The 25,736-nt window shown below is 71.5% G+C and carries 25 protein-coding genes and 2 pseudogenes; 11 read left to right on the top strand and 16 right to left on the bottom strand.

All coding sequences use genetic code 11. The features are described 5' to 3' along the window. Nucleotides 1-1,449: a glycine hydroxymethyltransferase gene (locus tag ACWD11_RS02170; protein ID WP_389415321.1), complete on the top strand. Its 1,449-nt coding sequence runs from the start codon at nucleotides 1-3 to the stop codon at nucleotides 1,447-1,449. A gap of 125 nt (nucleotides 1,450-1,574) precedes the next feature. Here the strand turns inward: ACWD11_RS02170 and ACWD11_RS02165 are convergent, their stop codons facing one another. From ACWD11_RS02165 to ACWD11_RS02150, 4 genes are all read right to left on the bottom strand, one after another. Then, nucleotides 1,575-2,291, bottom strand: coding sequence for a hypothetical protein (locus ACWD11_RS02165; protein ID WP_389415320.1), 717 nt, complete (start codon nucleotides 2,289-2,291; stop codon nucleotides 1,575-1,577). 64 nt (nucleotides 2,292-2,355) lie between these two features. Next, nucleotides 2,356-3,033, bottom strand: a complete 678-nt coding sequence (locus tag ACWD11_RS02160; RefSeq protein ID WP_451280742.1) for a hypothetical protein — start codon at nucleotides 3,031-3,033, stop codon at nucleotides 2,356-2,358. A gap of 168 nt (nucleotides 3,034-3,201) precedes the next feature. Then, a complete protein-coding gene (locus ACWD11_RS02155) occupies nucleotides 3,202-4,086 on the bottom strand; it encodes a hypothetical protein (protein WP_451280740.1) in 885 nt (294 codons plus the stop codon). Continuing rightward, entirely contained in the window at nucleotides 4,079-4,639 is a 561-nt protein-coding gene (locus tag ACWD11_RS02150) for an RNA polymerase sigma factor (RefSeq protein ID WP_389415317.1), read from the bottom strand. The genes ACWD11_RS02155 and ACWD11_RS02150 overlap by 8 nt, the downstream gene beginning before the upstream one ends. A 142-nt stretch (nucleotides 4,640-4,781) precedes the next feature. Here ACWD11_RS02150 and trpS point away from each other — a divergent pair, with 142 nt between their 5' ends. Together trpS and ACWD11_RS02140 are read left to right on the top strand one after the other, a co-directional pair. Beyond that, the gene (trpS, locus tag ACWD11_RS02145; protein ID WP_389415316.1) at nucleotides 4,782-5,795 is read left to right on the top strand and encodes a tryptophan--tRNA ligase; all 1,014 of its coding nucleotides are present in this window, start codon (nucleotides 4,782-4,784) and stop codon (nucleotides 5,793-5,795) included. A 137-nt stretch (nucleotides 5,796-5,932) separates the two neighbouring features. After that, nucleotides 5,933-6,511 (top strand): 2'-5' RNA ligase family protein, encoded by a 579-nt coding sequence (locus tag ACWD11_RS02140; RefSeq protein WP_389415315.1) that lies wholly within the window; start codon nucleotides 5,933-5,935, stop codon nucleotides 6,509-6,511. 111 nt (nucleotides 6,512-6,622) lie between these two features. Here the strand turns inward: ACWD11_RS02140 and ACWD11_RS02135 are convergent, their stop codons facing one another. Together ACWD11_RS02135 and ACWD11_RS02130 are read right to left on the bottom strand one after the other, a co-directional pair. Further along, a complete protein-coding gene (locus tag ACWD11_RS02135) occupies nucleotides 6,623-7,378 on the bottom strand; it encodes a decaprenylphospho-beta-D-erythro-pentofuranosid-2-ulose 2-reductase (protein WP_389415314.1) in 756 nt (251 codons plus the stop codon). A 65-nt stretch (nucleotides 7,379-7,443) separates the two neighbouring features. Continuing rightward, nucleotides 7,444-8,799, bottom strand: a complete 1,356-nt coding sequence (locus ACWD11_RS02130) for an FAD-binding protein (RefSeq protein ID WP_389415313.1) — start codon at nucleotides 8,797-8,799, stop codon at nucleotides 7,444-7,446. 133 nt (nucleotides 8,800-8,932) lie between these two features. Here ACWD11_RS02130 and ACWD11_RS02125 point away from each other — a divergent pair. From ACWD11_RS02125 to ACWD11_RS02105, 5 genes and pseudogenes are all read left to right on the top strand, one after another. Then, a pseudogene (locus ACWD11_RS02125) lies at nucleotides 8,933-9,313 on the top strand (phosphatase PAP2 family protein); the annotation flags it as partial. After that, entirely contained in the window at nucleotides 9,305-9,913 is a 609-nt protein-coding gene (locus ACWD11_RS02120; protein ID WP_451281131.1) for a phosphatase PAP2 family protein, read from the top strand. The pseudogene ACWD11_RS02125 and the gene ACWD11_RS02120, both read left to right, overlap by 9 nt. Beyond that, nucleotides 9,906-10,886: a decaprenyl-phosphate phosphoribosyltransferase gene (locus tag ACWD11_RS02115; RefSeq protein WP_451280736.1), complete on the top strand. Its 981-nt coding sequence runs from the start codon at nucleotides 9,906-9,908 to the stop codon at nucleotides 10,884-10,886. The genes ACWD11_RS02120 and ACWD11_RS02115 overlap by 8 nt, the downstream gene beginning before the upstream one ends. Then, nucleotides 10,883-11,320, top strand: a complete 438-nt coding sequence (locus tag ACWD11_RS02110; RefSeq protein WP_451280734.1) for a GtrA family protein — start codon at nucleotides 10,883-10,885, stop codon at nucleotides 11,318-11,320. The genes ACWD11_RS02115 and ACWD11_RS02110 overlap by 4 nt, the downstream gene beginning before the upstream one ends. Next, complete coding sequence (locus tag ACWD11_RS02105) at nucleotides 11,308-12,210, top strand: YihY/virulence factor BrkB family protein (RefSeq protein WP_451280732.1); 903 nt, start codon at nucleotides 11,308-11,310, stop codon at nucleotides 12,208-12,210. The genes ACWD11_RS02110 and ACWD11_RS02105 overlap by 13 nt, the downstream gene beginning before the upstream one ends. Here ACWD11_RS02105 and ACWD11_RS02100 read toward each other — a convergent pair. Then, a complete protein-coding gene (locus ACWD11_RS02100) occupies nucleotides 12,164-13,450 on the bottom strand; it encodes a D-alanyl-D-alanine carboxypeptidase family protein (protein WP_451280730.1) in 1,287 nt (428 codons plus the stop codon). The genes ACWD11_RS02105 and ACWD11_RS02100 overlap by 47 nt on opposite strands. A 91-nt stretch (nucleotides 13,451-13,541) precedes the next feature. Here ACWD11_RS02100 and ACWD11_RS02095 point away from each other — a divergent pair, with 91 nt between their 5' ends. Both ACWD11_RS02095 and ACWD11_RS02090 read left to right on the top strand, forming a co-directional pair. Beyond that, entirely contained in the window at nucleotides 13,542-13,784 is a 243-nt protein-coding gene (locus tag ACWD11_RS02095) for an SCO4848 family membrane protein (protein WP_389415308.1), read from the top strand. Between the two features lie 18 nt (nucleotides 13,785-13,802). Next, nucleotides 13,803-15,026, top strand: a complete 1,224-nt coding sequence (locus ACWD11_RS02090) for a metallophosphoesterase (protein ID WP_451280728.1) — start codon at nucleotides 13,803-13,805, stop codon at nucleotides 15,024-15,026. A 30-nt stretch (nucleotides 15,027-15,056) separates the two neighbouring features. On the opposite strand, the gene ACWD11_RS02085 is transcribed toward ACWD11_RS02090, so the two are convergent. Both ACWD11_RS02085 and ACWD11_RS02080 read right to left on the bottom strand, forming a co-directional pair. After that, nucleotides 15,057-16,499, bottom strand: a complete 1,443-nt coding sequence (locus ACWD11_RS02085) for a sensor histidine kinase (protein ID WP_451280726.1) — start codon at nucleotides 16,497-16,499, stop codon at nucleotides 15,057-15,059. Further along, nucleotides 16,496-17,185 (bottom strand): response regulator transcription factor, encoded by a 690-nt coding sequence (locus ACWD11_RS02080; RefSeq protein ID WP_389415305.1) that lies wholly within the window; start codon nucleotides 17,183-17,185, stop codon nucleotides 16,496-16,498. Before ACWD11_RS02080 ends, ACWD11_RS02085 begins: the two co-directional genes overlap by 4 nt. A gap of 167 nt (nucleotides 17,186-17,352) precedes the next feature. Between ACWD11_RS02080 and ACWD11_RS02075 the strand changes: the two genes are divergently transcribed. After that, nucleotides 17,353-19,737, top strand: a complete 2,385-nt coding sequence (locus tag ACWD11_RS02075) for an MMPL family transporter (protein ID WP_451281129.1) — start codon at nucleotides 17,353-17,355, stop codon at nucleotides 19,735-19,737. A gap of 77 nt (nucleotides 19,738-19,814) precedes the next feature. Here ACWD11_RS02075 and ACWD11_RS02070 read toward each other — a convergent pair whose 3' ends face one another. The 7 genes and pseudogenes from ACWD11_RS02070 to ACWD11_RS02040 form a co-directional block, all read right to left on the bottom strand. Further along, nucleotides 19,815-20,798: a trypsin-like serine peptidase gene (locus ACWD11_RS02070; protein WP_389415304.1), complete on the bottom strand. Its 984-nt coding sequence runs from the start codon at nucleotides 20,796-20,798 to the stop codon at nucleotides 19,815-19,817. Nucleotides 20,799-20,931: 133 nt separating this feature from the next. Continuing rightward, a pseudogene (locus ACWD11_RS02065) lies at nucleotides 20,932-21,339 on the bottom strand (VOC family protein); the annotation flags it as partial. Between the two features lie 160 nt (nucleotides 21,340-21,499). Then, nucleotides 21,500-22,261 carry a succinate dehydrogenase iron-sulfur subunit gene (locus ACWD11_RS02060; protein WP_389415302.1) on the bottom strand — a complete coding sequence of 254 codons (762 nt, stop codon included), beginning with the start codon at nucleotides 22,259-22,261 and terminating at the stop codon, nucleotides 21,500-21,502. Further along, nucleotides 22,261-24,015 carry a succinate dehydrogenase flavoprotein subunit gene (sdhA, locus tag ACWD11_RS02055; protein ID WP_389415301.1) on the bottom strand — a complete coding sequence of 585 codons (1,755 nt, stop codon included), beginning with the start codon at nucleotides 24,013-24,015 and terminating at the stop codon, nucleotides 22,261-22,263. The genes ACWD11_RS02060 and sdhA overlap by 1 nt, the downstream gene beginning before the upstream one ends. A gap of 19 nt (nucleotides 24,016-24,034) precedes the next feature. Next, a complete protein-coding gene (locus ACWD11_RS02050; protein WP_250077920.1) occupies nucleotides 24,035-24,517 on the bottom strand; it encodes a succinate dehydrogenase hydrophobic membrane anchor subunit in 483 nt (160 codons plus the stop codon). A gap of 5 nt (nucleotides 24,518-24,522) precedes the next feature. Further along, a complete protein-coding gene (gene sdhC, locus ACWD11_RS02045) occupies nucleotides 24,523-24,903 on the bottom strand; it encodes a succinate dehydrogenase, cytochrome b556 subunit (protein ID WP_308293287.1) in 381 nt (126 codons plus the stop codon). Nucleotides 24,904-25,073: 170 nt separating this feature from the next. Further along, nucleotides 25,074-25,649, bottom strand: a complete 576-nt coding sequence (locus ACWD11_RS02040) for a 2-oxo-4-hydroxy-4-carboxy-5-ureidoimidazoline decarboxylase (protein WP_451280723.1) — start codon at nucleotides 25,647-25,649, stop codon at nucleotides 25,074-25,076. Nucleotides 25,650-25,736 lie beyond the last annotated feature (87 nt).

The raw sequence follows: 25,736 nt of genomic DNA, 5'->3' as shown, positions 1-25,736 counted from the left end.
TTGCCCGAGCAGCCCCTTTCCCACGAATCCACCGCCTTCCGCGCCGCCCTCGACGTCATCCGCGCCGTGGAACCGCGGGTCGCCGACGCCATCGGCCAGGAGGTCCACGACCAGCGCGAGATGCTCAAGCTGATCGCCTCCGAGAACTACGCCTCCCCGGCCACCCTGCTGGCGATGGGCAACTGGTTCAGCGACAAGTACGCCGAGGGCACCGTCGGCCGCCGCTTCTACGCCGGCTGCCGCAACGTCGACACCGTCGAGTCGCTCGCCGCCGAACACGCCAGGGAACTCTTCGGCGCCCGCCACGCCTACGTCCAGCCGCACTCCGGCATCGACGCCAACCTCGTCGCCTTCTGGTCGGTCCTCGCCGCCCGTGTCGAGGCCCCCGCCCTGGAGAAGGCCGGCGTCCGCCAGGTCAACGAGCTCTCCGATGCCGACTGGGCCGAACTGCGCCAGGCCTTCGGCAACCAGCGGATGCTCGGCATGTCCCTGGACGCCGGCGGCCATCTCACCCACGGCTTCCGCCCGAACATCTCCGGCAAGATGTTCGACCAGCGCTCCTACGGCACCGACCCCGCCACCGGCCTCATCGACTACGAGGCCCTGCGCACCTCCGCCCGCGACTTCAAGCCGCTGATCATCGTCGCCGGCTACTCCGCCTACCCCCGTCTGGTGAACTTCCGGATCATGCGTGAGATCGCCGACGAGGTCGGCGCGACCCTGATGGTCGACATGGCCCACTTCGCGGGACTGGTCGCCGGCAAGGTCCTCACCGGCGACTTCGACCCGGTCCCGCACGCCCAGATCGTCACCACGACCACCCACAAGTCGCTGCGCGGCCCGCGCGGCGGCATGGTCCTGTGCGACGACTCCCTCAAGGACCAGGTCGACCGCGGCTGCCCGATGGTCCTCGGCGGCCCGCTCCCGCACGTCATGGCCGCCAAGGCCGTCGCCCTCGCCGAGGCCCGGCAGCCCTCCTTCCAGGACTACGCCCAGCGCATCGTCGACAACTCCCGCGCCCTCGCCGAGGGCCTGATGCGCCGGGGCGCGACCCTGGTCACGGGCGGCACGGACAACCACCTGAACCTGATCGACGTGGCCACCTCCTACGGCCTCACCGGCCGCCAGGCCGAGGCCGCGCTGCTGGAGTCCGGCATCGTCACCAACCGCAACGCCATCCCGGCCGACCCCAACGGCGCCTGGTACACCTCCGGCGTCCGCATCGGCACCCCCGCCCTGACCACCCGTGGTCTGGGCACCGCCGAGATGGACGAGGTCGCCGGTCTCATCGACCGCGTCCTGACCACCGCGGAGCCCGGCACCACCAAGTCGGGCGCCCCCTCCAAGGCCGCCCACGTCCTCGACCCAAAGATCGCGGACGAGATCTCCCGCCGGGCGACCGACCTGGTGGCCGGTTTCCCGCTGTACCCGGAGATCGACCTCGGCTGACCGGCACTCCCTGTTGAGTTGTCAAGGAACGGTGACGCGCACGGGTCGGTGACACTCACGGATCGGTGACACTCACGGATCGGTGACGCGCACGGATCGGTGACCCGCTCACGGATCGGTGACGCTCACAGATCGATGAGCTGCTGTCGTGGCTCCTCCCGCGGCGGCCCCCCTCCAGGGCGGGCCGCCGCGCGGCGTATCGCCAGCGTGCCGCCCGCCCCGGCCGCGAAGCCCACGGCCAGCCCCGGTATCGCCCACCACACGGCGTCCACCGCCGGGACCGGGCCGTCGGCCTCGGCCGAGGCCGTCCGCACCGGGCCGCCGAGCAGCCCCGACCGGTCCAGCCGCTCGAAGACCGAGCGCGGCGCCCGATGCCAGCGGATGTCGTCGTCCTCCACATCCGGCGCCGGATCCGAGCGCACCCACGGTGTGCCGTCCTCGGCGACGAACAGCTGATCCTGCCGCTGCATCGCCACGTCCCCGCCCGGCGGACTGTCGGTCATGGGCCGGCCGCCCACCCCCGTCAGCCCCCACACCACCATGAGCCGCACCGGCGGATGCCGGCCCTCGGTCCACGCCTCGGGCACCCGCTCGGTCCCGGTGTACGTCGGCTCCAGCAGCTGCCACAGCCGGGCGAACCGCGGTTCCCCGGACCGCACCGCGGTCGGCTGCCCCGCGCCGCCCGCGACCACCATCGCCAGATCGGGAGCCCGTCCCGCACCCCCTACCGCACCGCCCACAGCACCGCCCATCGCCCCGCCCACCGCCCCGGCCGCCGGTGCTCCGCCGCACAGCGCCAGCACCGCCGACACCGGCCCCAGCAGCACCAGTCGCGCAGCCATCCGCCCCCTGGGCACCCTCATCCGCCCTCGACCTCCCCGTGTCGATTCCGTCCGCCCGGGCCCCTCACGCGTCCCGCAGCTCCTGCCGGGGTCCCGGGTCGCCCCTCCGGCCGCCCAGCGGCCCCCGCGTGACGAAGGGCCGCAGCGTCAGCGCCAGCACCGCCCCGGCCGCACCGCCGGGCAGGGCCCACCACCAGTCGGTGTCCTCGCCCGTCCCCGAAGCCGCCACGGGCCGGGACGCCGCGGCACCCGTCACCGGCGTCTCCGTCTCCGTCTCCGGGACGCTCCCGTGCTCCCCGCCGGCCGTGTACACCTCCCGCAGCGCGAAGGACGACAGGTCCGCACCACCGTCCCCCTGACTCAGCACGCCCACGTCCGCCAGCAGGGCCCGCAGCCGCTCGGGATTCGGGGCACGGTGCCAGCTGCCGTCCGTCCGTTCGGTGACGTCCATCGCCCGGTGCACCCAGACGTCCTCGCCCCCGGTGACGGGGAAGATCTGGTCGACCCGCCACGGAGAGGTGTCGTGTACCAGCCAGGTAACGGTGACGCGCCGGTCCGCCATCGCGTCCTTGGGCGGGGTACCCGGGGTGCCCGCCTGGATGAGGGAATCCAGCTGGGCGTACCTGCGGTCCGAGGCGTACAGCCCTCCCGCCTTCCCGGTCTCCGGGGAGGCCAGGAACGCGCTCGTCGGCCCCCCGGCCGAGACCGGTGCCGCCCCCCACACCAGCATCCCCAGCGCCACCGTCAACGCCCCTGCCGACGCCGTCAGCCGACGCCGTCCGCCTCTCGAACCGAGCACTCGCCCGCGCATCCGAACCCCCAAGCAGTCGATCACCGAGCGGCCCGTCCGCGAGCCGCGTGTCACTTCTGGTACACCGCCCGGCCCGCCGGGGTTCCCACCCCCGACCGACTATTCGGAGGCCCCTTCCGGCGACTGCGCGGCCTCCAGCGACGTCGCGATCTCCGCCGCACGCTCCTTCGACGCGACGCCCTCAAGACGCAGCGTGAGGATGTCGTCGTCCGCCGTGCCCGTCCCGTGCATCCACAGCAGGGTCGGCCCCGCCGTCCGCTCCTCGCGGGTGTACGGAGAACCGTCCGCGCCCACCAGCCAGAAGCTCAGCAGATGCGGTCGCGCGAACCACAGCGCGGGCTCCGGCGCCGAGGAGCGGCCCAGCGTGAGCCACTCCGGCTGCTCCCGCACGGTCTTGATGAAACCGGTGTCCAGCCGGGCCGAGAACTCGTCCAGCCGGATCGTCCGGCCGCCCTCCTGCCAGCACAGGCTCACCAGGAACCGCCCCCGCGGCTCCCCGGTCACCGTCACCGCGTCCGGCGCGCCCAGCGCCCCCGGCACGGCCGGCTCGAACCCGGCCCGGCGCCCGGCCTGCGCGAGCGACACCGAACCCGAGCCCTCGCAGCGAGGCACCTCGGCGCTCGCCGACGGCCGGGCGGACGGGTCGTAGCGCACCTCGACCCCGCCGAAGCCGAACCAGTCGAAGACCGCCGCCCGCACCGGGGGAGTGAGCACGAGCACTGTGAGCAGACCGCACAGCGCCGCCGTCAGCGAACGCCGGCGCGCCCGCACCCACCGCCGCGCCGCCCGCATCCGCTCCCGGGCCCCCGCCGGCTCGGCCACCGGCGTCGGGATCCGCTCGGCGAGTATCTGCCCCAGCACCCGCTCGGCCATCGTCTCGGCACCGGCCGGCTCAGGCCGGTCCAGGGACCGACCGAGCGAGCGCAGCTCCTCCGGCAGCCCGCGGCTGCCGTCACCGTCGTACGCCTCGCGCTCCTCACTCATGCTTCTCACCTCCTTCCCCGGGCTCGAAATCCGGCAGCAGCTTGCCGAGCTTGCGCAGTGCGCGGTTGAGCCGGGACTTCACCGTCCCGCGGGGCCAGCCCAGCGCCTGGGCCGTCTCCGGCTCGTCCATCTCCAGCAGATAGCGGTAGGTGACGACCAGGCGGTGCTCCTCGCTCAGTTTCTCCAAGGCGGCCAGCAGGGCCGCGCGGCGCTCCTGGCGCAGCGTCGCCGCCGCCGGGTCCGCCGATTCCGGTATCAGCGGCTCGGCCTCCACGAAGGCGGCCTCCCGGCCGGCGAGCGTGCGCTGCCGGGCCGCCGTGCGGACTGTGTTCCTCGTCTCATTGGCGACGATCGACAACAGCCACGGCCGGAACGCCGAACCGTCCCGGAACCGCCCCAGCGCGCAGTACGCCTTGACGAAGGCCTGCTGCACCACGTCCTCCGCGTCCGCACCGGCTCCGAGCGCGGCGGCCGCCCGCAGCGCGATGCCCGTATGGGCACGCACCAACTGGGCGTACGCCTCCGGATCCCCGGCGCGTACGCGAGCGATCACCGCGGCCTCATCGACGATGCGGCCCCTCTCCCGCGTTCTCACACCCTTGTTACACCGCAGCAGACGGATCGGTTCCCACCTGTTGCGGACCAGTTCGCGATCGGTTCCGGATCGGGCGCCGAGACCTGAGAGAATGGTGAGCATGGCTTCTGACCGACCCCGTGTGCTCTCCGGAATCCAGCCCACCGCAGGCTCGTTCCACCTCGGCAACTACCTGGGCGCCGTCCGCCAGTGGGTGGCCCTCCAGGAGACCCACGACGCGTTCTACATGGTCGTCGACCTGCACGCGATCACGGTCCCGCAGGACCCGGCGGAGCTGCGCGGGAACACCCGGCTGGCCGTCGCCCAGCTCCTCGCCGCCGGTCTCGACCCCGAGCGCTGCACGCTCTTCGTCCAGAGCCATGTCCCCGAGCACGCCCAGCTCGGCTGGGTCATGAACTGCCTCACCGGTTTCGGCGAGGCCTCCCGCATGACCCAGTTCAAGGACAAGTCCGCCAAGCAGGGCACGGAGCGGGCCTCGGTCGGCCTGTTCACGTACCCGGTCCTCCAGGTCGCCGACATCCTGCTCTACCAGGCCCACGAGGTCCCGGTCGGCGAGGACCAGCGCCAGCACATCGAGCTGACCCGCGACCTCGCCGAGCGCTTCAACGGCCGGTTCGGCGCGACCTTCACGATCCCCAAGCCGTACATCCTCAAAGAGACGGCGAAGATCTACGACCTTCAGGACCCGTCGATCAAGATGAGCAAGTCGGCGTCCACGCCGAAGGGTCTGATCAACCTCCTCGACGAGCCCAAGGCCACCGCGAAGAAGGTCAAGAGCGCGGTCACCGACACCGACACCGTCATCCGCTACGACGCCGCGAACAAGCCGGGCGTCAGCAACCTGCTCACGATCTACTCGACCCTCACGGGGGCCGGAATCGCGGAACTGGAGCAGAAGTACGACGGCAAGGGCTACGGTGCGCTCAAGACGGACCTCGCCGAGGTCATGGTCGAGTTCGTGACGCCGTTCCGGGAGCGGACCCAGCAGTATCTGGACGACCCGGAGACGCTCGACTCGATCCTGGCCAAGGGTGCCGAGAAGGCGCGTGCCGTCGCCGCGGAGACGCTGGCGCAGGCCTACGACAGGGTCGGCTTCCTGCCCGCCAAGCACTGAGGCGCACCACCGCACACACGTACTACTGGCAGAGCGCTGCACATCACTTCCCTTGCGCCTGCCCGCAGCACAGCCGTGGCCGTACAGTCGATAGCCGACGGCTGAGAGAACCGACCGTCACGACGACAGGAGACGACGTGGGGACCGTAACGATCGGCGTGTCGATCGCGGTCCCGGAGCCTCACGGCAGCCTGCTCCAGGAGCGGCGCGCGGGCTTCGGCGACGCCGCGGCTCACGGCATCCCCACGCATGTCACCCTGCTGCCGCCCACCGAGGTGGACGCCTCGCTGCTGCCGGCGATCGAGGCGCACCTGATGGAGGTGGCGGCGGCCGGGCGGCCCTTCCCGATGCGGCTGTCCGGCACGGGGACCTTCCGGCCCCTGTCACCGGTCGTCTTCGTCCAGGTCGTCCAGGGGGCGGACGCCTGTACGTGGCTGCAGAAGCAGGTGCGGGACGCGTCCGGTCCGGTGGCGCGTGAGCTTCAGTTCCCGTACCACCCGCATGTGACGGTCGCGCACGGCATCGACGAGGCGGCGATGGACCGCGCGTTCGAGGAACTCGCCGACTACGAGGCCGAGTGGCCCTGCACCGGGTTCGCGCTCTACGAGCAGGGCGCGGACGGCGTGTGGCGCAAGCTCCGGGAGTACGCCTTCGGCGGGGCGGTGGTGCCGCCGCAGGCGAGCCACGTCAAGCGCGGGTCGATCCCGGCGAGTTGACTCGCCGGGAGGGCGGACAAAGGTCGTGGGTGATCTGCGGGCCGGTGGGGGCTGGTCCCGCCCCTGACACCGGCGACGCCGATCTCCCGCCTAGGGCGTGCTGTGAAAGTGCTAGATCGGTAGCCGCCGGAACACGCCACGCGGCAGGTGCCGCAGCGCCGACATCACCATGCGCAGGGCCCCGGGTACCCACACCGTCTCCGACCGGCGCCTGAGCCCCAGCTCGATCGCCGTCGCCACGGCTTCCGGGGTCGTCGACAGGGGGGATTCCTCCAGCCCGGCGGTCATCTTCGAGCGTACGAAGCCGGGGCGTACGACCATCACGTGGGCGCCCGTGCCGTGCAGAGCGTCACCGAGGCCCTGGGCGAAGGTGTCGAGTCCCGCCTTGCTGGAGCCGTAGATGAAGTTGGCGCGGCGGGCGCGTTCGCCGGCCACCGAGGACAGCACGACTAGGGAGCCGTGGCCCTGGTTCTGGAGGGCGCCGGCGCAGATCAGGCCCGCCGAGACCGCGCCGGTGTAGTTCGTCTGGGCCACGCGCACCGCGGCCACCGGGTCGCGCTCGTCGTGGGCCTGGTCGCCGAGGACGCCGAACGCCAGCAGCACGAGGTCGATGTCCCCCTCGGCGAAGATCTTGCCGAGCACCCACTCGTGGGACTCGGTGTCCAGCGCGTCGAAGGCGACGGTGTGCACGCGGGCGCCCAGCGCGCGCAGTTGCTCGGCCGACTCCTCCAGGGCGGGCGTCGGACGTCCCGCCAGCCACACCGTGCGGGTGCGCCGGGCGATGAGCCGGCGGGCGGTCGCCATCGCGATCTCGGACGTGCCGCCGAGGACGAGCAGGGACTGGGGGAGGCCGAAGGCGTCCTTCATGACGGCTCCTTGGGGGAGGGGGCGGTGAGGGGTGGAGTGGCGGGCGACAGGCCGACGGGCGTGGGCTACAGGCCGAGGCGGCGGGAGAGGTCCGATGTGAAGACCCCGCGCGGGTCCGTCTCGGCGCGCAGGGCGCGGAAGTCGGCCACGCGCGGGTACATCGCGGCGAGCAGCTCCGGGCGCAGGCGGGAGTCCTTGGCGAGGTAGACGCGGCCGCCCGCCGAGGCCACCTCCTCGTCCAGTTCGTCGAGGAGGGGGCTGAGGCCGGGCAGGTTCGCCGGGATGTCCAGGGCCAGCGTCCAGCCGGGGACCGGGAAGGACAGCCACCCGGGATCGGCGTCCCCGAAGCGCTTGAGGACCGCCAGGAAGGACGGGCACCGGTGGTCCGAGATGCGCCGCACGATCCGGCGCAGGGCGTCTTCCCGCCCGTGTCCGACGACGAACTGGTACTGCACGAAGCCGCCGCGGCCGTAGACGCGGTTCCAGTGCGGGACCCCGTCCAGGGGGTGGAAGAACGTGGAGATCCGCTGGAGTTCGCCGGTACGCGCGCGGGGCGCCCTGCGGTACCAGATCTCGTTGAACAGGCCGACCGTGCGGCGGCTGAGCAGGCCCTCGGGGAACAGGGCGGGCGGGGACGGAAGCTGGGAGGGGCGGAAGGCCAGCGGGTCCCTCCGCGCGCGTGTGCCGTCGCCCAGCGCCTCCAGGGGGGCGTGGTCGCCGCGGGTGAGGACCGCGCGGCCGGTCGCGGCCCCGCGGGCCAGGAGGTCGATCCAGGCCACCGAGTAGCGGTAGCGGTGGTCGGTGGCGGTGAGGCGGGCCATCAGGTCGTCGAGGTCCGTCGCGCGCTCGGTGTCGACCGACATCAGCGAGGTCTCCACCGGCAGCAACTGGAGCGTGGCTGTCAGGATCACGCCCGTCAGGCCCATGCCGCCCGCGGTCGCGTCGAACAACGGCGTCCCCCGGCCGACGGTGCGGATCTCGCCGTCCGCGGTGAGCAGTTCGAGGGAGAGGACGTGCCGGGAGAAGGACCCGGAGACATGGTGGTTCTTGCCGTGGATGTCCGCGCCGATCGCCCCGCCGACGGTCACCTGGCGGGTGCCGGGCGTCACCGGCACGAACCAGCCGAGCGGCAGCAGCACCTGCATCAGCCGGTGCAGGGAGATGCCCGCGTCGCACAGGACGGTGCCGCCGTCGGCGTCGATGGCGTGCACCCGGTCCAGGCCCGTCATGTCGAGCACGGCGCCACCGGCGTTCTGCGCCGCGTCCCCGTACGCCCGCCCCAGGCCTCTCGGGATGCCGCCCCGGGGCCCGCACGCGCGGACGGCGGCCGCGGCCTCCTCGTACGTCCGGGGGCGGATCAGACGGGCGGCGGTGGGAGCGGTGCGGCCCCATCCCGTGACGGAAACGGTGTCGGCAGGCATGTCGGCGACCGTATCGCCGGTTAACGAGCGATTCGTTGTGAAACATCCCTACTCTCCCCGAAATGGGTGATTAATGGGATGTCGCTCAATATTGCCGGAGTTACGGCGGGGTCGGCGTGAACAGTGAGTCCTCATGGACCATCTGGACCACCGAATCCTTTCGGCGCTGCGTGTGTACGGCGGTGATCCGCGCGTCGCCGGCGCCGCGCGGGCCCTGTCCTGGGCCGGTGAGCACGGTGCCCTGTGGCTGGCGGCGGGCCTCGCGGGAGCCGCCGCCGACGGAGCGCGGCGCGGCGCCTGGTTGCGCGGGACCGCGCTCACCGCGGGGGCGCACCTCGCCAGCATGGGAGTGAAGAGGGTGGTGCGCCGCCCGCGCCCCGCGCACGTCGCCCCCCTCGTACGCACCGCGGGCCGCCACTCCTTCCCCAGCTCCCACGCGGCCTCCGCAGCGGCCGCCGCGGTCGCCTTCGGCATGCTGACAGCGCGCGGCAGCACAGCGCCATCCCTGGCCGCCACGGCAGCCGCGCCCGCACGCCGGGCAGCCGCGCCCGCACGCCGGGCAGCCGCGCCCGCCCGCCAGGCAGCCGCGCCCGCCCGCCAGGCAGCCGCGCCCGCCCTCCGGGCAACCGACACCGCCCTCCGGGCAACCGACACCGCCAGCACGGCACCCCACCCTGCCCTCACGGCACCCCACCCTGCCCTCACGGCCACCAGCCCTGCCCTTACGCCCGCCAGCCCCGTCGGCACGGCCGCCCGCTCCGCCGACACGGCGCCTCACCTCGCCCTCACGGCCAAGCGCCTGCCGCCCACGGAACCCCACCCCGCCCTTACGACCGCCCGCCCTGCCGACACGGCCCACCCCGTAGGCACGGCCACCCGCCCCGCCGACACCACACCCCGGCCCGCCGACACCACACCCCGGCCCGCCGACACCACCCCCCACCCCACCCTCACAGCCGCCCGCGTCGTCCTCCCGCCCCTCGCTGCCGCCATGTGTCTCTCCCGTCTGGTCGTCGGCGTCCACTACCCCTCCGACGTGGTGGCGGGCGCCGCCCTGGGAGTTCTCACGGCGTGTGCGGGCGCGCGGTGGATGAAGGGCGGCGCGCATGACTGAGATCACGCCCCTGGCCGGTGCCACGCCCGGCACCAGAGAACCCGCGCTCCTGGAACAGCGCACGCCCCCGCGCGCCACCGGCACCACGACCCCCGGCCTCCTGCGCGGCCTCCTCCGGACCGCCCGCCCCAAACAGTGGGTCAAGAACGTCCTGGTGGTAGCCGCCCCCGCCGCCGCGGGCCAGCTCTTCACGACCCACGCCCTCACCCAACTCGCCCTCGTCTTCACCCTCTTCACCGCCTGCGCCGCGGCTGTCTACCTGATCAACGACGCCCGCGACGCGGAGGCCGACCGCGCCCACCCCACCAAACGGCACCGCCCGGTCGCGGCCGGCCAGGTACCCGTACTGGTCGCCTACGCCGTCGGCGGCGCCCTCGCCGTCCTCGCCCCGGCCGCCGCCGCCTGGCTGAGCCACCCCCTGGTCGCCGCCCTGCTCGCCGCCTACCTGGGCATGCAACTGGCGTACTGCGTCAGCCTCAAGCACGTCCTGGTCGTCGACCTGGTGGTCGTGACCACGGGCTTCCTGATGCGGGCCATGGTCGGCGGGCTCGCGCTCGGCATCCCGCTCTCGCGCTGGTTCCTGATCACGACCGGCTTCGGCGCGCTGTTCATGGTGTCGGCCAAGCGCTACTCCGAAGCCGTGCAGATGGCCGGAAAGGCGGGCGCCACGCGCGCGTTGCTCACCGAGTACACCACCGGCTACCTGCGCTTCGTGTGGCAGCTCGCGGCCGGGGTCGCCGTCCTCGGGTACTGCCTGTGGGCGCTGGAGGAGGGCGGGGTCCCGCACACCAGCGTGCTGCCCTGGCGGCAGCTGTCCATGGTCGCGTTCATCCTCGCGATCCTCCGGTACGCCGTCTTCGCCGACCGCGGCACGGCGGGCGAACCCGAGGACGTCGTACTGCGCGACCGCGCCCTCGCCCTGATCGCGCTCGTCTGGCTCGCCATGTACGGCCTGGCGGTGGCCAATTGGTGAGGACGCGCGCGTGGGCGGACCGGCGGGAACTGCTGGGCTTCGCCGCCGCGGGCCTGCTCGCCTACGCCGTCGACACGGGCCTGTTCGTCGCCCTGCGCGGACCGGCCGGTCTCGACCCGCTCACCGCCAAGGCGCTGTCCTTCGTGGCCGGTTGCACGGTGGCCTACGCGGGCAACGCGCTCGGCACCTACCGGCACACCCGCCCCAGGGGCCTGCGCCCGTACGCCGCCTTCTTCGCGGTGAACGTCGCCGGGGCCGCCGTACAACTGCTCTGCCTCGCCGTCAGCCACTACGGCCTGGGGTTCACCTCCCCGCGCGCGGACGTCGTGTCCGGCGCCGGAGTGGGCATGGCGCTGGCGACTGTCCTGCGGTTCTGGGGAACCCGTACATGGGTCTTTCGCAACGAGGGGAGAGTCGGATCATGGACTGGCTGAAAAAGCTCCCCGTCATCGGGCCGCTCATGGCCCGGTTGATGACCACGCACGCGTGGCGGTCGTACGAGCGCATGGACCGGGTGAAATGGACGCGGCTGGCCGCGGCGATGACGTTCACCAGTTTCGTCGCGCTGTTCCCCATGCTCGCCGTGGCGGCCGCGATCGCCGCCGCCACGCTCAGCAGCGACCAGCAGAACACGCTCGAGGACAAGATCGCCGAGCAGGTGCCCGGCATCTCCGACCAGCTGAACGTCGACGGCCTGGTGGACAACGCCGGCACCATCGGCCTCATCGCCGGCGCCCTGCTGCTGTTCACCGGCATCAGCTGGGTCGGCTCCATGCGCGAGTGCCTGCGCGCGGTGTGGGAGCTGGACGACGAGGAGGACAACCCCGTCCTGCACAAGGCGAAGGACGCGGGCATCCCGCTGGGTCTCGGCGGCGCCGTGCTGGTCACGATCGCCGCCTCCGCCGTGGCGTCCGCGCTGGTCGGCCGGCTGATCAAGGAACTGGGGATCGCCGAGGGCGGCTTCGGCAGCGTCCTGCTGCACATCGTCGCCTTCGCGGTCGCCGTCCTCGCCGACTTCCTGGTCCTGCTCTACGTCCTCACGCTGCTGCCCGGGGTCGAGCCGCCGCGCCGCCGCCTGATGGTGGCCGCGCTGATCGGCGCGATCGGCTTCGAACTGCTGAAGCTGCTGCTCAGCGGCTATATGCAGGGCGTGGCCTCGAAGAGCATGTACGGCGCCTTCGGGGTGCCGGTCGCCCTGCTGCTGTGGATCAACTTCACCTCGAAGCTCGTGGTGTTCTGCGCGGCGTGGACGGCGACCGGCACCAAGGCGGAAGAGGTCACCGACGTCGGCGTACCAGATCCGGCAGCGGCCACCGGCGGTTGACCAGGAGCGCGCCCGCCGCGAGCAGCACCAGCAGCCCACCGGTCACCCCGAGCGCGATCCCGACGCCGCTCGAACCGCCCTCGGCCGTGGCACCCACCACCGGCTTCGCGACCGGCTCGCCGTCCCCGGAGCCGCCGGCCTCGCCGGAGCCGGCGCCGGAGTCGCTGGCGCCCGGCTGGGCGCTCGCCTCGACGGCGCTCCTCGGCGGCACCAGCTCGCCCACCGGCTGGACCTTGCCGGCCGCCTTGAAGCCCCAGTCGAAGAGCTGCGCGGTCTCCTTGTAGACCTCGTTGTGCTCGTCCTTCTCCGGGTTCATGACGGTGACCAGCAGCACCTTGCCGTCGCGCTCGGCGACCCCGGTGAAGGTGGCGCCCGCGTTGGTGGTGTTGCCGTTCTTCACGCCCGCGATGCCCTGGTAGACGGAGATGCCGGCGTCCCCGCTGAGCAGCCGGTTGGTGTTCTGGATCTCGAAGGACTCGCGGACCTTCTTGCCCTTCTTGGTCTTCTTCGTCTCGCCCGGGAACTTCGCGGAGACCGTCGAGCAGTACTTCCGGAAGTCCTCCTTCTGCAGTCCGGAGCGGGCGATCAGGGTCAGGTCGTAGGCGGAGGAGACCTGCCCGGGGGCGTCGTAGCCGTCGGGGGAGACCGCGTGGGTGTCGAGCGCCTGGAGCTCCTCGGCGTGCGCGTTCATCTCCGCCACGGTCTTGTCGATGCCGCCGTTCATCTTCGACAGCACATGCACGGCGTCGTTGCCGGAGCGCAGGAAGACACCCAGCCACAGATCGTGGACGGTGTAGCTCTCGCCCTCCTTTATCCCGACCAGGCTGGACCCGGATCCCACGTCCACCAAGTCGGAGGGGACCACCTTGTGCTTGGTGGAGGAGGGGAACTTCGGCAGCAGGGTGTCCGCGAACAGCATCTTCAGCGTGCTCGCGGGGGCGAGCCGCCAGTGCGCGTTGTGCGCGGCGAGCACCTCGCCGGACTCGGCGTCGGCGACGATCCACGAGCGCGCGGACAGTTTCTTGGGCAGTACGGGCACCCCGCTCGCCAGCTCGACCTGTGTCCCCGGCTGCCCGAGCCGCTCGCCGCCCACCGTCGACATGGTCGCCGGGGGAGTCGCGGACGGAGTCGGTGAGGGACTCGGGGCCGCGTGAGAGACGGGCACGCTCAGCGCGAGGGAGGCGGCAACGGCGGAAGTGACCAGCAGCGATCGCCTGGTGGTCTTCTGGGGTGCGGGCACGGACGAGAACGTACAGGGCACCGCGGGTGATGTCCCGCCCCGACCCCCACCCCGGCCGTGGAACCGGACACGCGGCGGTGATACTGAACGTATGAAGCTCAGCCGCCCCGTCTCCTGGTTCCTGCTCGCCTTCGGGGTGTGGAGCTGGTTCATCTGGATCACTTTCGTCAAGAACCTCGTCAAGGACGGCAGCGGGCTCGCGTTCGACGACGCGGGCGACCCGACGGGCTACTTCTGGGTGCACCTGCTGCTCGCGGTCGTCTCCTTCGTATTGGGGACGGTTGTCGGGGCCATCGGGTTGCGCGGGGTGCGTGCATTGCGCCGGACGTCATAGGCAGAGGGATACGACTTCGTGGTCATCGTCTTCGTGGTGCTCGTCCTGGCGGTCATGGTGACCGCCAACTGGTACGTGTGGCGCCGCCTTTTCCGCGACACCTCCAGCGGCCCCGGCTGGGTCCGCCGCGCGGGCGCCGCGCTGATCGCCGGCGGCTGGCTGCTGGCGTTCGCCGCCCTGGTGGCCGAGCGCACCGGCGCGCCCTTCTGGCTGCAGCAGGTGCTGGCGTGGCCGGGCTTCCTGTGGCTGGCGCTCTCGATGTACCTGCTGCTGGCCCTGCTGGCGGGCGAGGCCCTACGACCGCTGCTGCGCCGCCTGCTGGAGCGCCGCAAGCCCGCCGAGGCGCCCGTGCGGCAGGCCGAGCCGGTGCCGGTGGGCGCGCCCTCCTCGCCCGAGCCCGAGGGCCCGCTGCTGGTGGCCGCCCCCTCCCGCCGCCTGTTCGGCTCCCGTGTCATCGGCGGCGCCGCCGCGGCGGCGGCCGTGGGGACCGTCGGGATCGGCACGTACGGCGTGCTGAACGGGCCGAGCGTGAAGCGGGTCACCGTCCCGCTCGCCAAGCTCCCGCGCGCGGCCCACGGTTACCGCATCGCCGTCGTCAGCGACGTCCACCTGGGCCCGGTCCTCGGCAGGGGCTTCGCGCAACGGGTCGTCGACACCATCAACTCCACCCGGCCGGACCTCGTCGCCGTCGTCGGTGACCTCGTCGACGGCAGCGTGCGGGACCTCGCCCCGGCCGTGGCCCCGCTGCGCGGCCTCGACGCCCCCGCCTACTTCGTCACCGGCAACCACGAGTACTTCTCGGGCGCCGAGCAGTGGGTCGAGGAGGTGCGGCGCCTCGGTCTGCTCCCGCTGGAGAACGCCCGGACCGAACTGCCCTGGTTCGACCTCGCAGGAGTCAACGACATCGCGGGCGAGGAGGAGGGCCAGGGCCCCGACTTCGCCAAGGCGCTCGGCGACCGCGACCCGGCACGCGCGTGCGTGCTCCTCGCCCACCAGCCCGTGCAGATCCACGACGCCGTCGAGCACGGCGTCGACCTCCAGCTCTCCGGCCACACCCACGGCGGCCAGCTCTGGCCCGGCAACCTCGTCGCGGCCGGCGCCAACCCGACCTTGGCGGGCCTGGAGCGGTACGGCGACACTCAGCTCTACGTCAGCCGCGGCGCCGGCGCGTGGGGCCCGCCCACGCGAGTCGGGGCCGAGTCGGACATCACGGTCATCCAACTGGCCTCCAGGCAGGCCTGATCCGGGGTCTGTCGACGGCACCCCGCCCCCTCACATCGGCAGGGTCACCGTCACCGTCAGCCCCTCGCCCGGCGCCGTGTCCACCGCCACCTCGCCCCCGTGCGCCTTCACCACCCCCTGCACGATCGCCATGCCCAGGCCGCTGCCCGCGCCTCCTCCGGCCCGGAAGAAGCGGTCGAAGATGCGGGCCGCGTCCTCCTGGGCCAGCCCCGGGCCCCGGTCCGCCACGCGCATCCGCACGACACCGTCCGCCCGCTCCACCGCGAGGTGGACCGGGGCGTCGACGGGCGTGTGCGTGCGGACGTTCCCGGTCAGGTTGCCCACCACCTGCCGCAGCCCCGACTCGTCGGCCCGGACCAGGAGGGCGCCCTCCGCCGACACCGTCACCGGACGCTCCGGCTGCTGGACGCGCAGGTCCTCCGCCGCGTCCCGGACCAGCCGGCTGATGTCCACGTTGCGGAACCGGAGTTCGGGCTGCTGGTCCAAGCGGGCCAGGCACAGCAGCTCGTCCACCAGGCGGCCCATCCGGTCGGCCTCCGCCAGCACCCGCTCCCAGGCCCGTTTGCGCTGGTCGGGGTCGCTGAGCATGCCCTTGTCGTAGAGCTGCAGATAGCCGCGTATCGCCGCCAGCGGGGTGCGCAGTTCGTGCGAGGCGTCCGCCACGAAGCGGCGGAGCTGGGCCGCGCTGCGTTCACGGGTGCGGTAGGCCAACTCGACCTGGTGGAGCATGGAGTTGAGGGCCAGCCGCAGCTGCTCCACCTCCAGGGTGGCGTCCCGGCTGGAGGGGACTCTGCGGGTCAGGTCGCCCTCCGCGATGGCCGAGGAGGTCTCCACCATGTCCTCCAGCGGACGCATCCTGCGGCTGACGCTGAACAGGGTCAGACAGGCCAGCAGGGCCAGCAGCAGGGTGCCGAAGGCGAGGTCCAGCTTGAGCGCCTTGGCCATGCCCTCGTGCAGGGCGTCGGTGGAGATCGCGATCAGGACCACCGGACCGTCGGACAGGCGGGCGGCGACCACCCGGTACGGGGTGCCCTCCACCTCGATGTCCCGGGGTTCCGCCGCGGCGGCCAGGACCGTGGGATCACCGACCTCGGCGGCCACCGAACGCTGCCGTGCCGTCGGTGCCAGCGGGCCCAGGGAGACGGGCCGGCCCACGCGGTCGACGGCCACGAAGACCGACCCGGTCGAACTCGGCAGGGATTCGGCGCCGCTGCCCGCGAACTGGTCCATGGCGATGCCCAGTTCACCGAGCGACTCGATCTGGCGCATGCTGAACCCGGCGTTCTGCAGGGTGGTGCGGGTCGCGAGCAGCTCGGAGTCGATCTTGTCGAGGAGATAGTGGCGGGCGGCCATCAGGCTGATCGCGGTCGCCGCGACGATGCCCAGGGCCAGCAGGGCCACGTTCGCCAGGGTCAGCTTGGCGCGCAGCGAGTGGATGCCGCGATGCCCCCGGCCCAGGCACCGGAACCTCATGCCAGTCCGTAGCCGACGCCCCGGCGGGTGGTGATGACGGGCGGTCCGAGGGTGTCGAGCTTGCGGCGCAGATAGCTGATGTAGGTCTCCACGACGGTCGACTCGGGCGGGGTGTGCTCGTACTGCCAGACGTGCCGCAGCAGTTGCTCCTTGGGCACGATCCGGCCGCCGTTGCGGACGAGGAAGCGCAGCAGGGCGTACTCGGTGGGGGTGAGCTCGACGGTGCGGCCCGCGCGGTGCACGGAGTACGTCGACTCGTCCAGCTCCAGATCGCCGTAGCGCAGCGGCGGGCGCTGGGGGAGGACGTCGGCGGCGCGGGTGCGGCGCAGGACGGCGGTGACGCGGGCGATCACCACGTCGATGTCGAAGGGCTTGGTGATGTAGTCGTCGCCGAAGCCCAGGGCGCCGACGATCTCGGCGGGCGAGTCGCGGGCGGTGAGGAAGACCAGCGCCAGCTCCGGCTGATGGACGCGCAGCTGACGGCCGAGGGCGCGGCCGTCGCCGTCCGGCAGCATCACGTCCAGCAGCGCCACATCGGGCCGGGTGCGCCCGGCGAGCGCCAGGGCCTCACGGACGGTGCCCGCGGTCATCACCTCGAACCGGTGGTAGCGCAGGGCGATGGCGAGGACGTCCGCGATGCTCTCCTCGTCCTCCACGACCAGCACGGTGCCCACAGCCGTAGTCATGTGCCCAGTATCGGCGCGACCACTGACAACCGGGCCGGTTCCCGGTTTGGAGTTCCTTGAGAGTCGAGCCCGTCGGCTGTCCGCGCGCGAGCGGCGGCCCCGATGGTGGTGTGCAGGACCTGGGGGACCGACCGACGACCGATGAAGGAGCGTTGAGCGTGGCGACATTGGCACGGTGGTGCTATCGGCACCGGCTGGTGGTCCTGTTGCTGTGGGTGGGGGCACTGTTCGGCCTGGGCTTCGGCGGTTCCGCCGCGGGCACGGACTACGCGAACGTCTTCTCCCTGCCGGACACGGACTCCAAGCGCGCGTACGACCTGATGGAGAAGGCCTTCCCGGAGCGCGCCGGAGACACCGACACGGTGGTGTGGAAGGTGGACGAGGGCTCCGTGCGGGACGCGGCCGTGGAGAGCCGCGTACGGCCCGCGCTGGAGGAGATCGCGGGGATGGACGGGGTCGGTGAGGTCACCGACCCGCAGGTCAGCGAGAATGGGCGGATCGCGTACGCCCAGATCACCTTCAAGGAGCAGGCCAACGCCATCCCGAAGGAGGTGATCGAGGACATCGTCGACACCGCGCAGGCCGCCGAGCGGGACGGACTCCAGGTGGAGCTGGGCGGACAGGCGATCGCCCGTACGCAGGAGCCGCCGGCCGGCACCGCCGAGGCGGTCGGCATCCTCGCCGCGGCGGTCGTGCTGTTCCTCGCCTTCGGCTCGCTGTTCGCGATGCTGGTGCCGATCGTGGTGGCGATCGCGGGCGTGGGCACCGGCATGCTCTCCACGATGCTGCTCAGCCATGTCACGGACGTGCCCGAGGTCGCGCCGCTGCTCGGCTCGCTGATCGGCCTCGGCGTCGGCATCGACTACGCGCTGTTCATCGTGACCCGGCACCGGCGCGGCATCCTGCGCGGGATGAAGCCGGAGGAGGCCGCGGTGACGGCCCTGAACACCTCCGGGCGTGCGGTGCTGTTCGCGGGCGGCACGGTGTGCATCGCGCTCGCCGGCATGCTGGTGATGAACATGCGGTTCCTGGACGGCGTGGTCATCGCGACCTCGCTGACGGTGGTGCTCAGCGTGCTCGCCGCGATCACCCTGCTGCCCGCGCTGCTGGGCCTGCTCGGCCCGCGGGTGCTCAGCCGCAGGCAGCGCCGTCGGCTGGCCGCGACGGGACCGGAGCCGGACGAGGCGAGCGGGCTCGCGGCGCGCTGGTCGGTGTACGTCCAGAAGCGGCCGCGGACGGTCGCCGCGGGCGCCCTCGCCGTCATGGCGGTGCTGGCGCTGCCGGTGCTGTCGATCCGGCTCGGCGCCACCGACCAGGGCAACCACCAGGAGTCCACGACCACCCGGCAGGCCTACGACCTGCTCGCCGAGGGCTTCGGACCCGGTGTCAACGGCCCGCTCCAGGTCGTCGTGGACGGCCCCGCCCCCGACTCGCTCGTCACCGCCATCGAGTCCACCGAGGGAGTGGCCCAGGTGGCCGCCGTACCGCCCGCCAACGGCGTCTCGGTGATCAACGTGGTGCCGACGACCTCACCGCAGTCGGAGCAGACCGACCAGCTGATCGACCGGCTGCGCGACGACGTGATCGCCCAGGCGGGCGTCGAGGCCCATGTGGGCGGTGTGACGGCCGTGTTCAAGGACTTCGCGTCGGTGACCTCGGACCGGCTGCCCTACTTCATCGCGGCGATCATCGCGCTGGGCTTCCTGCTCCTGCTGGTGGCGTTCCGCTCGCTGGTCGTGCCGCTGACGGCCGCGCTGATGAACCTGATCGCGGCCGCCGCGTCCTTCGGTGTACTGGTGGCGATCTTCCAGTGGGGCTGGGGCACCGAGCTGATCGGCGTCGGCAAGGAGGGCCCGATCACGTCGTTCCTGCCGGTCATCATGCTCTCGCTGCTCTTCGGCCTCTCCATGGACTACCAGGTCTTCCTGGTCAGCCGGATGCACGAGGAATGGGTGCACACCAAGGACAACGCGCGCGCCGTGCGGGTGGGCCTGGCGGAGACCAGCCGGGTCATCAACTGCGCGGCCCTGATCATGATCTGCGTGTTCTCCGCGTTCGTCCTCAGCGGTGACATGGAGGGCGCGATGGCGGGCGTCGGTCTCGCGGCGGCGGTGGCTCTGGACGCGTTCATCCTGCGTACGGCGCTGGTGCCGGCCGCGATGTTCCTGCTCGGCAAGTCCAACTGGTGGCTGCCGGCCGGTCTGGAGAAGCGGCTGCCGCATCTGGCGGTCGAGCCGAAGGAGGAGGCGCTGGAGCAGCGGCCGGCGGTCGAGGGCGGTGCCTCGGTGGTGCACGGCTTCATCCGTACCGCGGACGGCGACCCGGTGCCGGGAGCGGCCGTCACCCTGCTGTCCAAGGGCGGCCGCCAACTGGACCGGGTGACCTCCCTGGCGGACGGCTCGTACATCGTCTCGGTCCCGGCGCCGGGCACCTATCTGCTGGCGGCGACGGCCTCGGCGCACGGCTCGCGCGCGGGGCACGTGGTGGTGGACGGTGAGCCGCTGGTCTACGACGTGGAGCTCGCCGAGGGCGAGGTCGACGCGGTCAACTGAACGGATACGGCTTCCTGCCGGGGGCGGCGTCACCCGCGTCATCCCCGGCAGGAAGTCCGTGCACCGACCGGTGCGGATCAGGACGACTGTGCCGCCTGGTACAGGTTCTGCGCGTCGGCGCCGAAGTAGGGGCCGTACATCCGGTTCGGGAGGAAGTTGTACTTGAAGCTGTTCACCGAGGACAGCAGTCCGGTGCCGGTGGACTCGTTGAACTGGGTGAACCAGGGGCCGCCGCTGGAGCCGCCGGTCATGTTGCAGGTCATGCCGTGGTCGTTGGAGAGCAGGAAGTCCCGGCTGGTGCTGCCGGAGCAGTAGATGAACTTCTCCCCGTCGTAAGGGCTCGCGGCCGGGAAGCCGAAGGCGTACATGCGCAGGTTGTAGCCCGTGTTGAAGGCGAGGCCCTGTCCGCCGACGACGTCCGTCAGAGACCGCCCGTTCAGCGGGGCGACGACGGCGGCGCCGATGTCGTAGTTGATGTCCTCGCTCGCCGTCCACTGCGGGGTGGCGAGGGTCCTGGTGGCGGTCCAGCGGCCGTGGGGGGACTGGCCGTCGTGGTAACCGGGCACGAAGACCCAGTTGGTGTGCCAGGCGCCGCCCATCCGCACGCAGTGGCCCGCGGTGATGACGGTGCTCTTGTTGGCGCTGGTGACGGCGTTGCCGGAACAGGACGCCGTACGGCCCTGGTAGGTGAAGAAGACCCGGCCCGCCGTGGAGACCACGGCCCCGCCGCCGGTCCAGGCGCCGCCGCCGTGCGGGAAGGCCTGGATGCCGGTGCCGGCGTCGGTGGCCGGGACGGTGGCCGGGACGGTGGTCCGGGCGCCCTTGGCCGGCGCCGTGCCGCGGTGGCCGCTCACCGGGAGCAGGTCCAGCGGCTCGGCCGCCCGCATCCGCGCGGGGGTCCAGAACGCGGCGGCTCTCTCCTGCGCGGCTTGGGTGACCGGACGGACGCCGGTGTCGGACCGGGGCCCGGCGCTCGCCGGTACGGCCAGTGCCCCGGCGGCGGTGAGCAGGGCGGTGACGCCGACGAGGAGGGAGCGGGATATCCGAGGTATGCCTCGCACGCGTACTCCTTTGTGAGGGGTGCGGAGTGGATCGAAGCTGTCAGGAGCGTCCCACCTGAGCGCCATTTTGGAAGGGTGCATGCCAAGTCGGTGGTCGAAAACCGGCCGCCTCAGCAGGTGCGGGTCCGCCTCTGGGGCGTCGGCCGAGCGCCGGGCGCTTGGTGTAGTCGGTGAGGCCGAGGACGTTCCCCCAGGGGTCGGCGACCTCGACGGTCCATCCGGTGGCCCCCGGGAACGGCTCGTCCAGCGGCACGATCCCGGCGTCGGCGAGCCGGCGGGCGGCCGCGCGGGCGTCCGGCACCTCCAGCCACAGACGGGGGGCGTGCCAGGGCGGCGGGCGGTGATTCAGCCCCTCCTCCTGCCGCAGCAGGATGCCGGGGGTCTCCCCGCCCACCTTCAGCAGCGCGATCCCCGCCTCGTCGAACCGGAACGCCGTCGTGAACCCGGCGCGTTCGTAGAACCCGACGGCCTCACCGAGGTCACCGACGGGCAGCAGCACGTTGTCGAACCCGAGCAGTTCGTAGGACTCGTCATCTGACACACAGTCAGAGTAGGTGGATGATCGGCCGGATCCCGGGATTGTCAGCGGCGGCTCGTACGGTTGGCGCATGGGACAGGCCACGGTGCAGAGGGCCCCGGAAAGCCCGGAGGCCCCGCTCCCGATGCGACGGAAGCAGGGCCCTCGGCCAACGCGGCGGAGCTCAGAAGCGGCGCGTGATCAGCGCCTTCTTGACCTCGGCGATCGCCTTGGTGACCTCGATGCCACGCGGACAGGCGTCCGTGCAGTTGAAGGTCGTGCGGCAACGCCACACGCCGTCCTTGTCGTTGAGGATCTCCAGGCGCTGCTCGCCGGCCTCGTCACGCGAGTCGAAGATGAAGCGGTGCGCGTTGACGATGGCCGCCGGGCCGAAGTACTGGCCGTCGTTCCAGAAGACCGGGCAGGACGACGTGCACGCGGCGCACAGGATGCACTTGGTGGTGTCGTCGAACCGCTCGCGGTCCTCGGCGCTCTGCAGTCGCTCACGCGTCGGCTCGTTGGTGTCCTTCGTGATGAGGAAGGGCATCACGTCGCGGTACGCCTGGAAGAACGGCTCCATGTCGACCACGAGGTCCTTCAGGACCGTGAGGCCCTTGATGGGCTCGACCGTGATCGGCTTCTCGGGGTTGATGTCCTTGATCAGCGTCTTGCAGGCGAGACGGTTCTTGCCGTTGATCCGCATGGCGTCGGAACCGCAGATGCCGTGCGCGCAGGAGCGACGGAAGGTCAGCGTGCCGTCGACCTCCCACTTGATCTTGTGCAGACCGTCGAGGACGCGCTCCTTGGGGTCGATCTCCAGCTGGAAGTCTTCCCAGGTCGCCTCGGCCGAGACCTCCGGGTTGAACCGGCGGACGCGGAAGGTGACGGTGATGTAGGGAGAGGCGGCGGAGTCCGCCTCCACCTTGTCCAGAACGGGGGTTGCCATCAGTACTTACGCTCCATCGGCTGGTAGCGGGTCTGGACGACCGGCTTGTAGTCGAGACGTACGGACTCCGTGCCGTCGTCGCCCACCTCGCGGTACGCCATGGTGTGGCGCATGAAGTTGACGTCGTCGCGGTTGGGGTAGTCCTCGCGGTAGTGACCGCCGCGGGACTCCTTGCGGGCGAGCGCGGAGACGGCCATGACCTCGGCGAGGTCGAGCAGGTTGCCCAGCTCGATGGCCTCCAGCAGGTCGGTGTTGAACCGCTTGCCCTTGTCCTGGATCGACACGTTCCGGTAGCGCTCGCGCAGTTCGGCGATCTTCTCGACCGCCGTCTTGATCGTCTGCTCGGTGCGGAACACCATGACGTTGGCGTCCATGGTCTCCTGCAGCTCCTTGCGCAGCGTCGCCACCCGCTCGGTGCCGGTGGACGTGCGCAGGCTCTCCACCTGGGCCAGCACCAGCTCCGCCGGGTTCTCCGGCAGCTCGACGAAGTCGGCCTTCTGGGAGTACTCGGCGGCGGCGATGCCCGCGCGCTTGCCGAAGACGTTGATGTCCAGCAGCGAGTTGGTGCCCAGCCGGTTGGCGCCGTGCACCGACACACACGCGACCTCGCCGGCGGCGTACAGGCCCGGGACCACGGTCGTGTTGTCGGCGAGCACCTCACCCTGGACGTTGGTCGGGATGCCGCCCATCGCGTAGTGCGCGGTCGGCTGGATCGGGATCGGGTCCGTGTAGGGCTCGATGCCGAGGTAGGTGCGCGCGAACTCGGTGATGTCCGGGAGCTTGGCGTCCAGCTGCTCCGGCGGGAGGTGGGTGAGGTCCAGGTAGACGTGGTCGCCCTCGGGACCGCAGCCGCGGCCCTCGCGGATCTCCGTGTAGATGGAGCGCGAGACGACGTCCCGGGAGGCGAGGTCCTTCATGACCGGCGCGTACTTCTCCATGAAGCGCTCGCCGTCCTTGTTGCGGAGGATGCCGCCCTCACCGCGGGCGCCCTCCGTCAGCAGGATGCCCATGCGCCAGATGCCGGTCGGGTGGAACTGGAAGAACTCCATGTCCTCCAGCGGCAGCCCGCGCCGGTAGACGGCGGCCTGGCCGTCACCGGTCAGGGTGTGCGCGTTCGACGTCACCTTGAAGAACTTGCCGCAGCCGCCGGAGGCGTAGATGACGGCCTTCGCCTGGAAGACGTGGATCTCACCGGTGGCCAGCTCGTACGCCACCACACCGGCGGAGCGCTTGACGCCGTCCACCTCGGTGATCAGCTGGTCCAGGACGTAGAACTCGTTGAAGAACTCCACGCCCTGCTTGACGCAGTTCTGGTACAGCGTCTGGAGGATCATGTGGCCGGTGCGGTCCGCGGCGTAGCAGGACCGGCGGACCGGGGCCTCACCGTGGTTGCGGCTGTGACCGCCGAAGCGGCGCTGGTCGATGGTGCCGTTCGGGGTGCGGTTGAACGGCAGGCCCATCTTCTCCAGGTCGAGGACCGAGTCGATGGCCTCCTTCGCCAGGATCTCGGCGGCGTCCTGGTCGACCAGGTAGTCACCGCCCTTGACCGTGTCGAAGGTGTGCCACTCCCAGTTGTCCTCCTCCACGTTGGCCAGCGCGGCGGCCATGCCGCCCTGCGCGGCGCCCGTGTGGGAGCGGGTGGGGTAGAGCTTGGTGAGCACGGCGGTGCGGCTGCGCTTGGTGGACTCGATGGCCGCGCGCATGCCCGCGCCACCGGCGCCGACGATGACGGTGTCGTACTTGTGGATCTTCATGATTCTCGCAGCCCCGTGCCTAGCGGATGTTCGGGTCGAAGGTGAAGATCACCAGCGTGCCCAGCAGGATGGTGAACACCGTGGCGGTGTAGAGCAGGCCCTTCAGCCACAGCCGGGTGTTCGCGCGCTCCGCGTAGTCGTTGATGACCGTGCGCAGGCCGTTGGCGCCGTGCAGCGTCGCGAGCCAGAGCATCAGCAGATCCCAGACCTGCCAGAACGGGGATGCCCAGCGGCCCGCCACGAAGGCGAAACCGATCTTGGAGACGCCGCCGTCGAGCACCAGCTGGATCAGCAGGTGGCCGATGACCAGGACGACCAGGACGATGCCGGACAGCCGCATGAAGAGCCAGGCGGCCATCTCGAAGTTGCCCCGGGTCGACTTCGGGGTGTTCTTGGTGCGCTTGCGCGGGGCCTCGATGTAGGGCGCCGGGTTGTCGACGTCGTAACCGGAGGGGCCCTCGACGGGGCCGATTCCGGACGCGGTCTTCTCAGTCGTGGACATGGGCGTCAGCTCCCGAACAGTTCACGAGCGGCGTGGCCGAGGAGGGGGTAGATCGCCCCCAGCATCAGCACCAGCCACAGACCGACGGCGGCCCAGAGCATCTGCTTCTGGTAGCGCGGGCCCTTGGACCAGAAGTCGACGGCGATGATCCGCAGACCGTTGAGCGCGTGGAAGAGGACGGCGGCGGACAGCCCGTACTCCATCAGCGCGATGATCGGCGTCTTGTACGTCGCGACGACCTCGTCGTAGGTCTCGGGGGAGACACGCACGAGAGAGGTGTCCAGTACGTGAACGAACAGGAAGAAGAAGATGAGGACGCCGGTGACTCGGTGAGCCACCCAGGACCACATTCCTTCCCGGCCGCGGTACAGCGTTCCAGCCGGCACGGAAGTCCCTCCGGGAGCGGGGATTGGGGCCGCGCCGGCTTGTGCTGTCGGTCGGGCCCGGCCGGGTACGGTCCTCCGGCCCCCAGCATCGTAGCGACGCGCTGTCGGGATGCTTACGCCGGGCCTGTCGGTGTGATCAAAGTGGCACGCATATGGGTGAGCGCGGGCGGCTACGTGGGCGGTGTGTCCTGTTGTGTGCCGAGTGCGGGTGCGTTGTGGCTGGTCGCGCAGTTCCCCGCGCCCCTCAGGGAGTCCAGCAAGCGTCCTCTCGCCAGGCGGCGGAGTTCCTCCCAGGCCACCACCCGCTCCTCCTCCGGATCGTTTGTCAATCGTGACCGGATGGCCGTCAGGACGTGGTCCAGGCACTCGTTCGGCGGCACCCCGTCGAGGCAAATGACGAACACATGGCCGAATTTCGCCTCGTAGGCGGCATTCGCGGCATCCAGTGCCGTGTGGGCGGCCGAGTACGCGTCCTCCGGCAGCACCGGCAGCGTCTCGCCGGCCAGCGCCTCCGTCAGGTCCGCCGGGGTCAGGTCGTACGCCGCTTCGTCCGACGCGGCCAGCAGGGCTTCCGGGGTCGGGTAGGGCCGGTGGGCCGTGATGCGGTGGGCCCAGCGGAGGCTGCGCAGGCAGGTCAGGAGGGTGTGCCGGAGCTCGTCGGCGCATGCCGTGTTGAAGCGCTCCAGAGTGGTGCCGCGCTGCTGGTGGGGTATGGCCACTTGGCCAGGGAGGTGTGTGGGCGTCACGTGTGTTTCGGCAGGGGATGCTGTGAGAGATGTGTCGCCACGGTATCGACAGGGCACCTGAGTCGTCCGACCGAGGACCGAATTTCA

Source organism: Streptomyces sp. NPDC002776 (assembly GCF_053592195.1).
The sequence above is the reverse complement of the archived record's forward strand: the minus strand, read 5'-3'. Positions and strand labels throughout refer to the sequence as shown.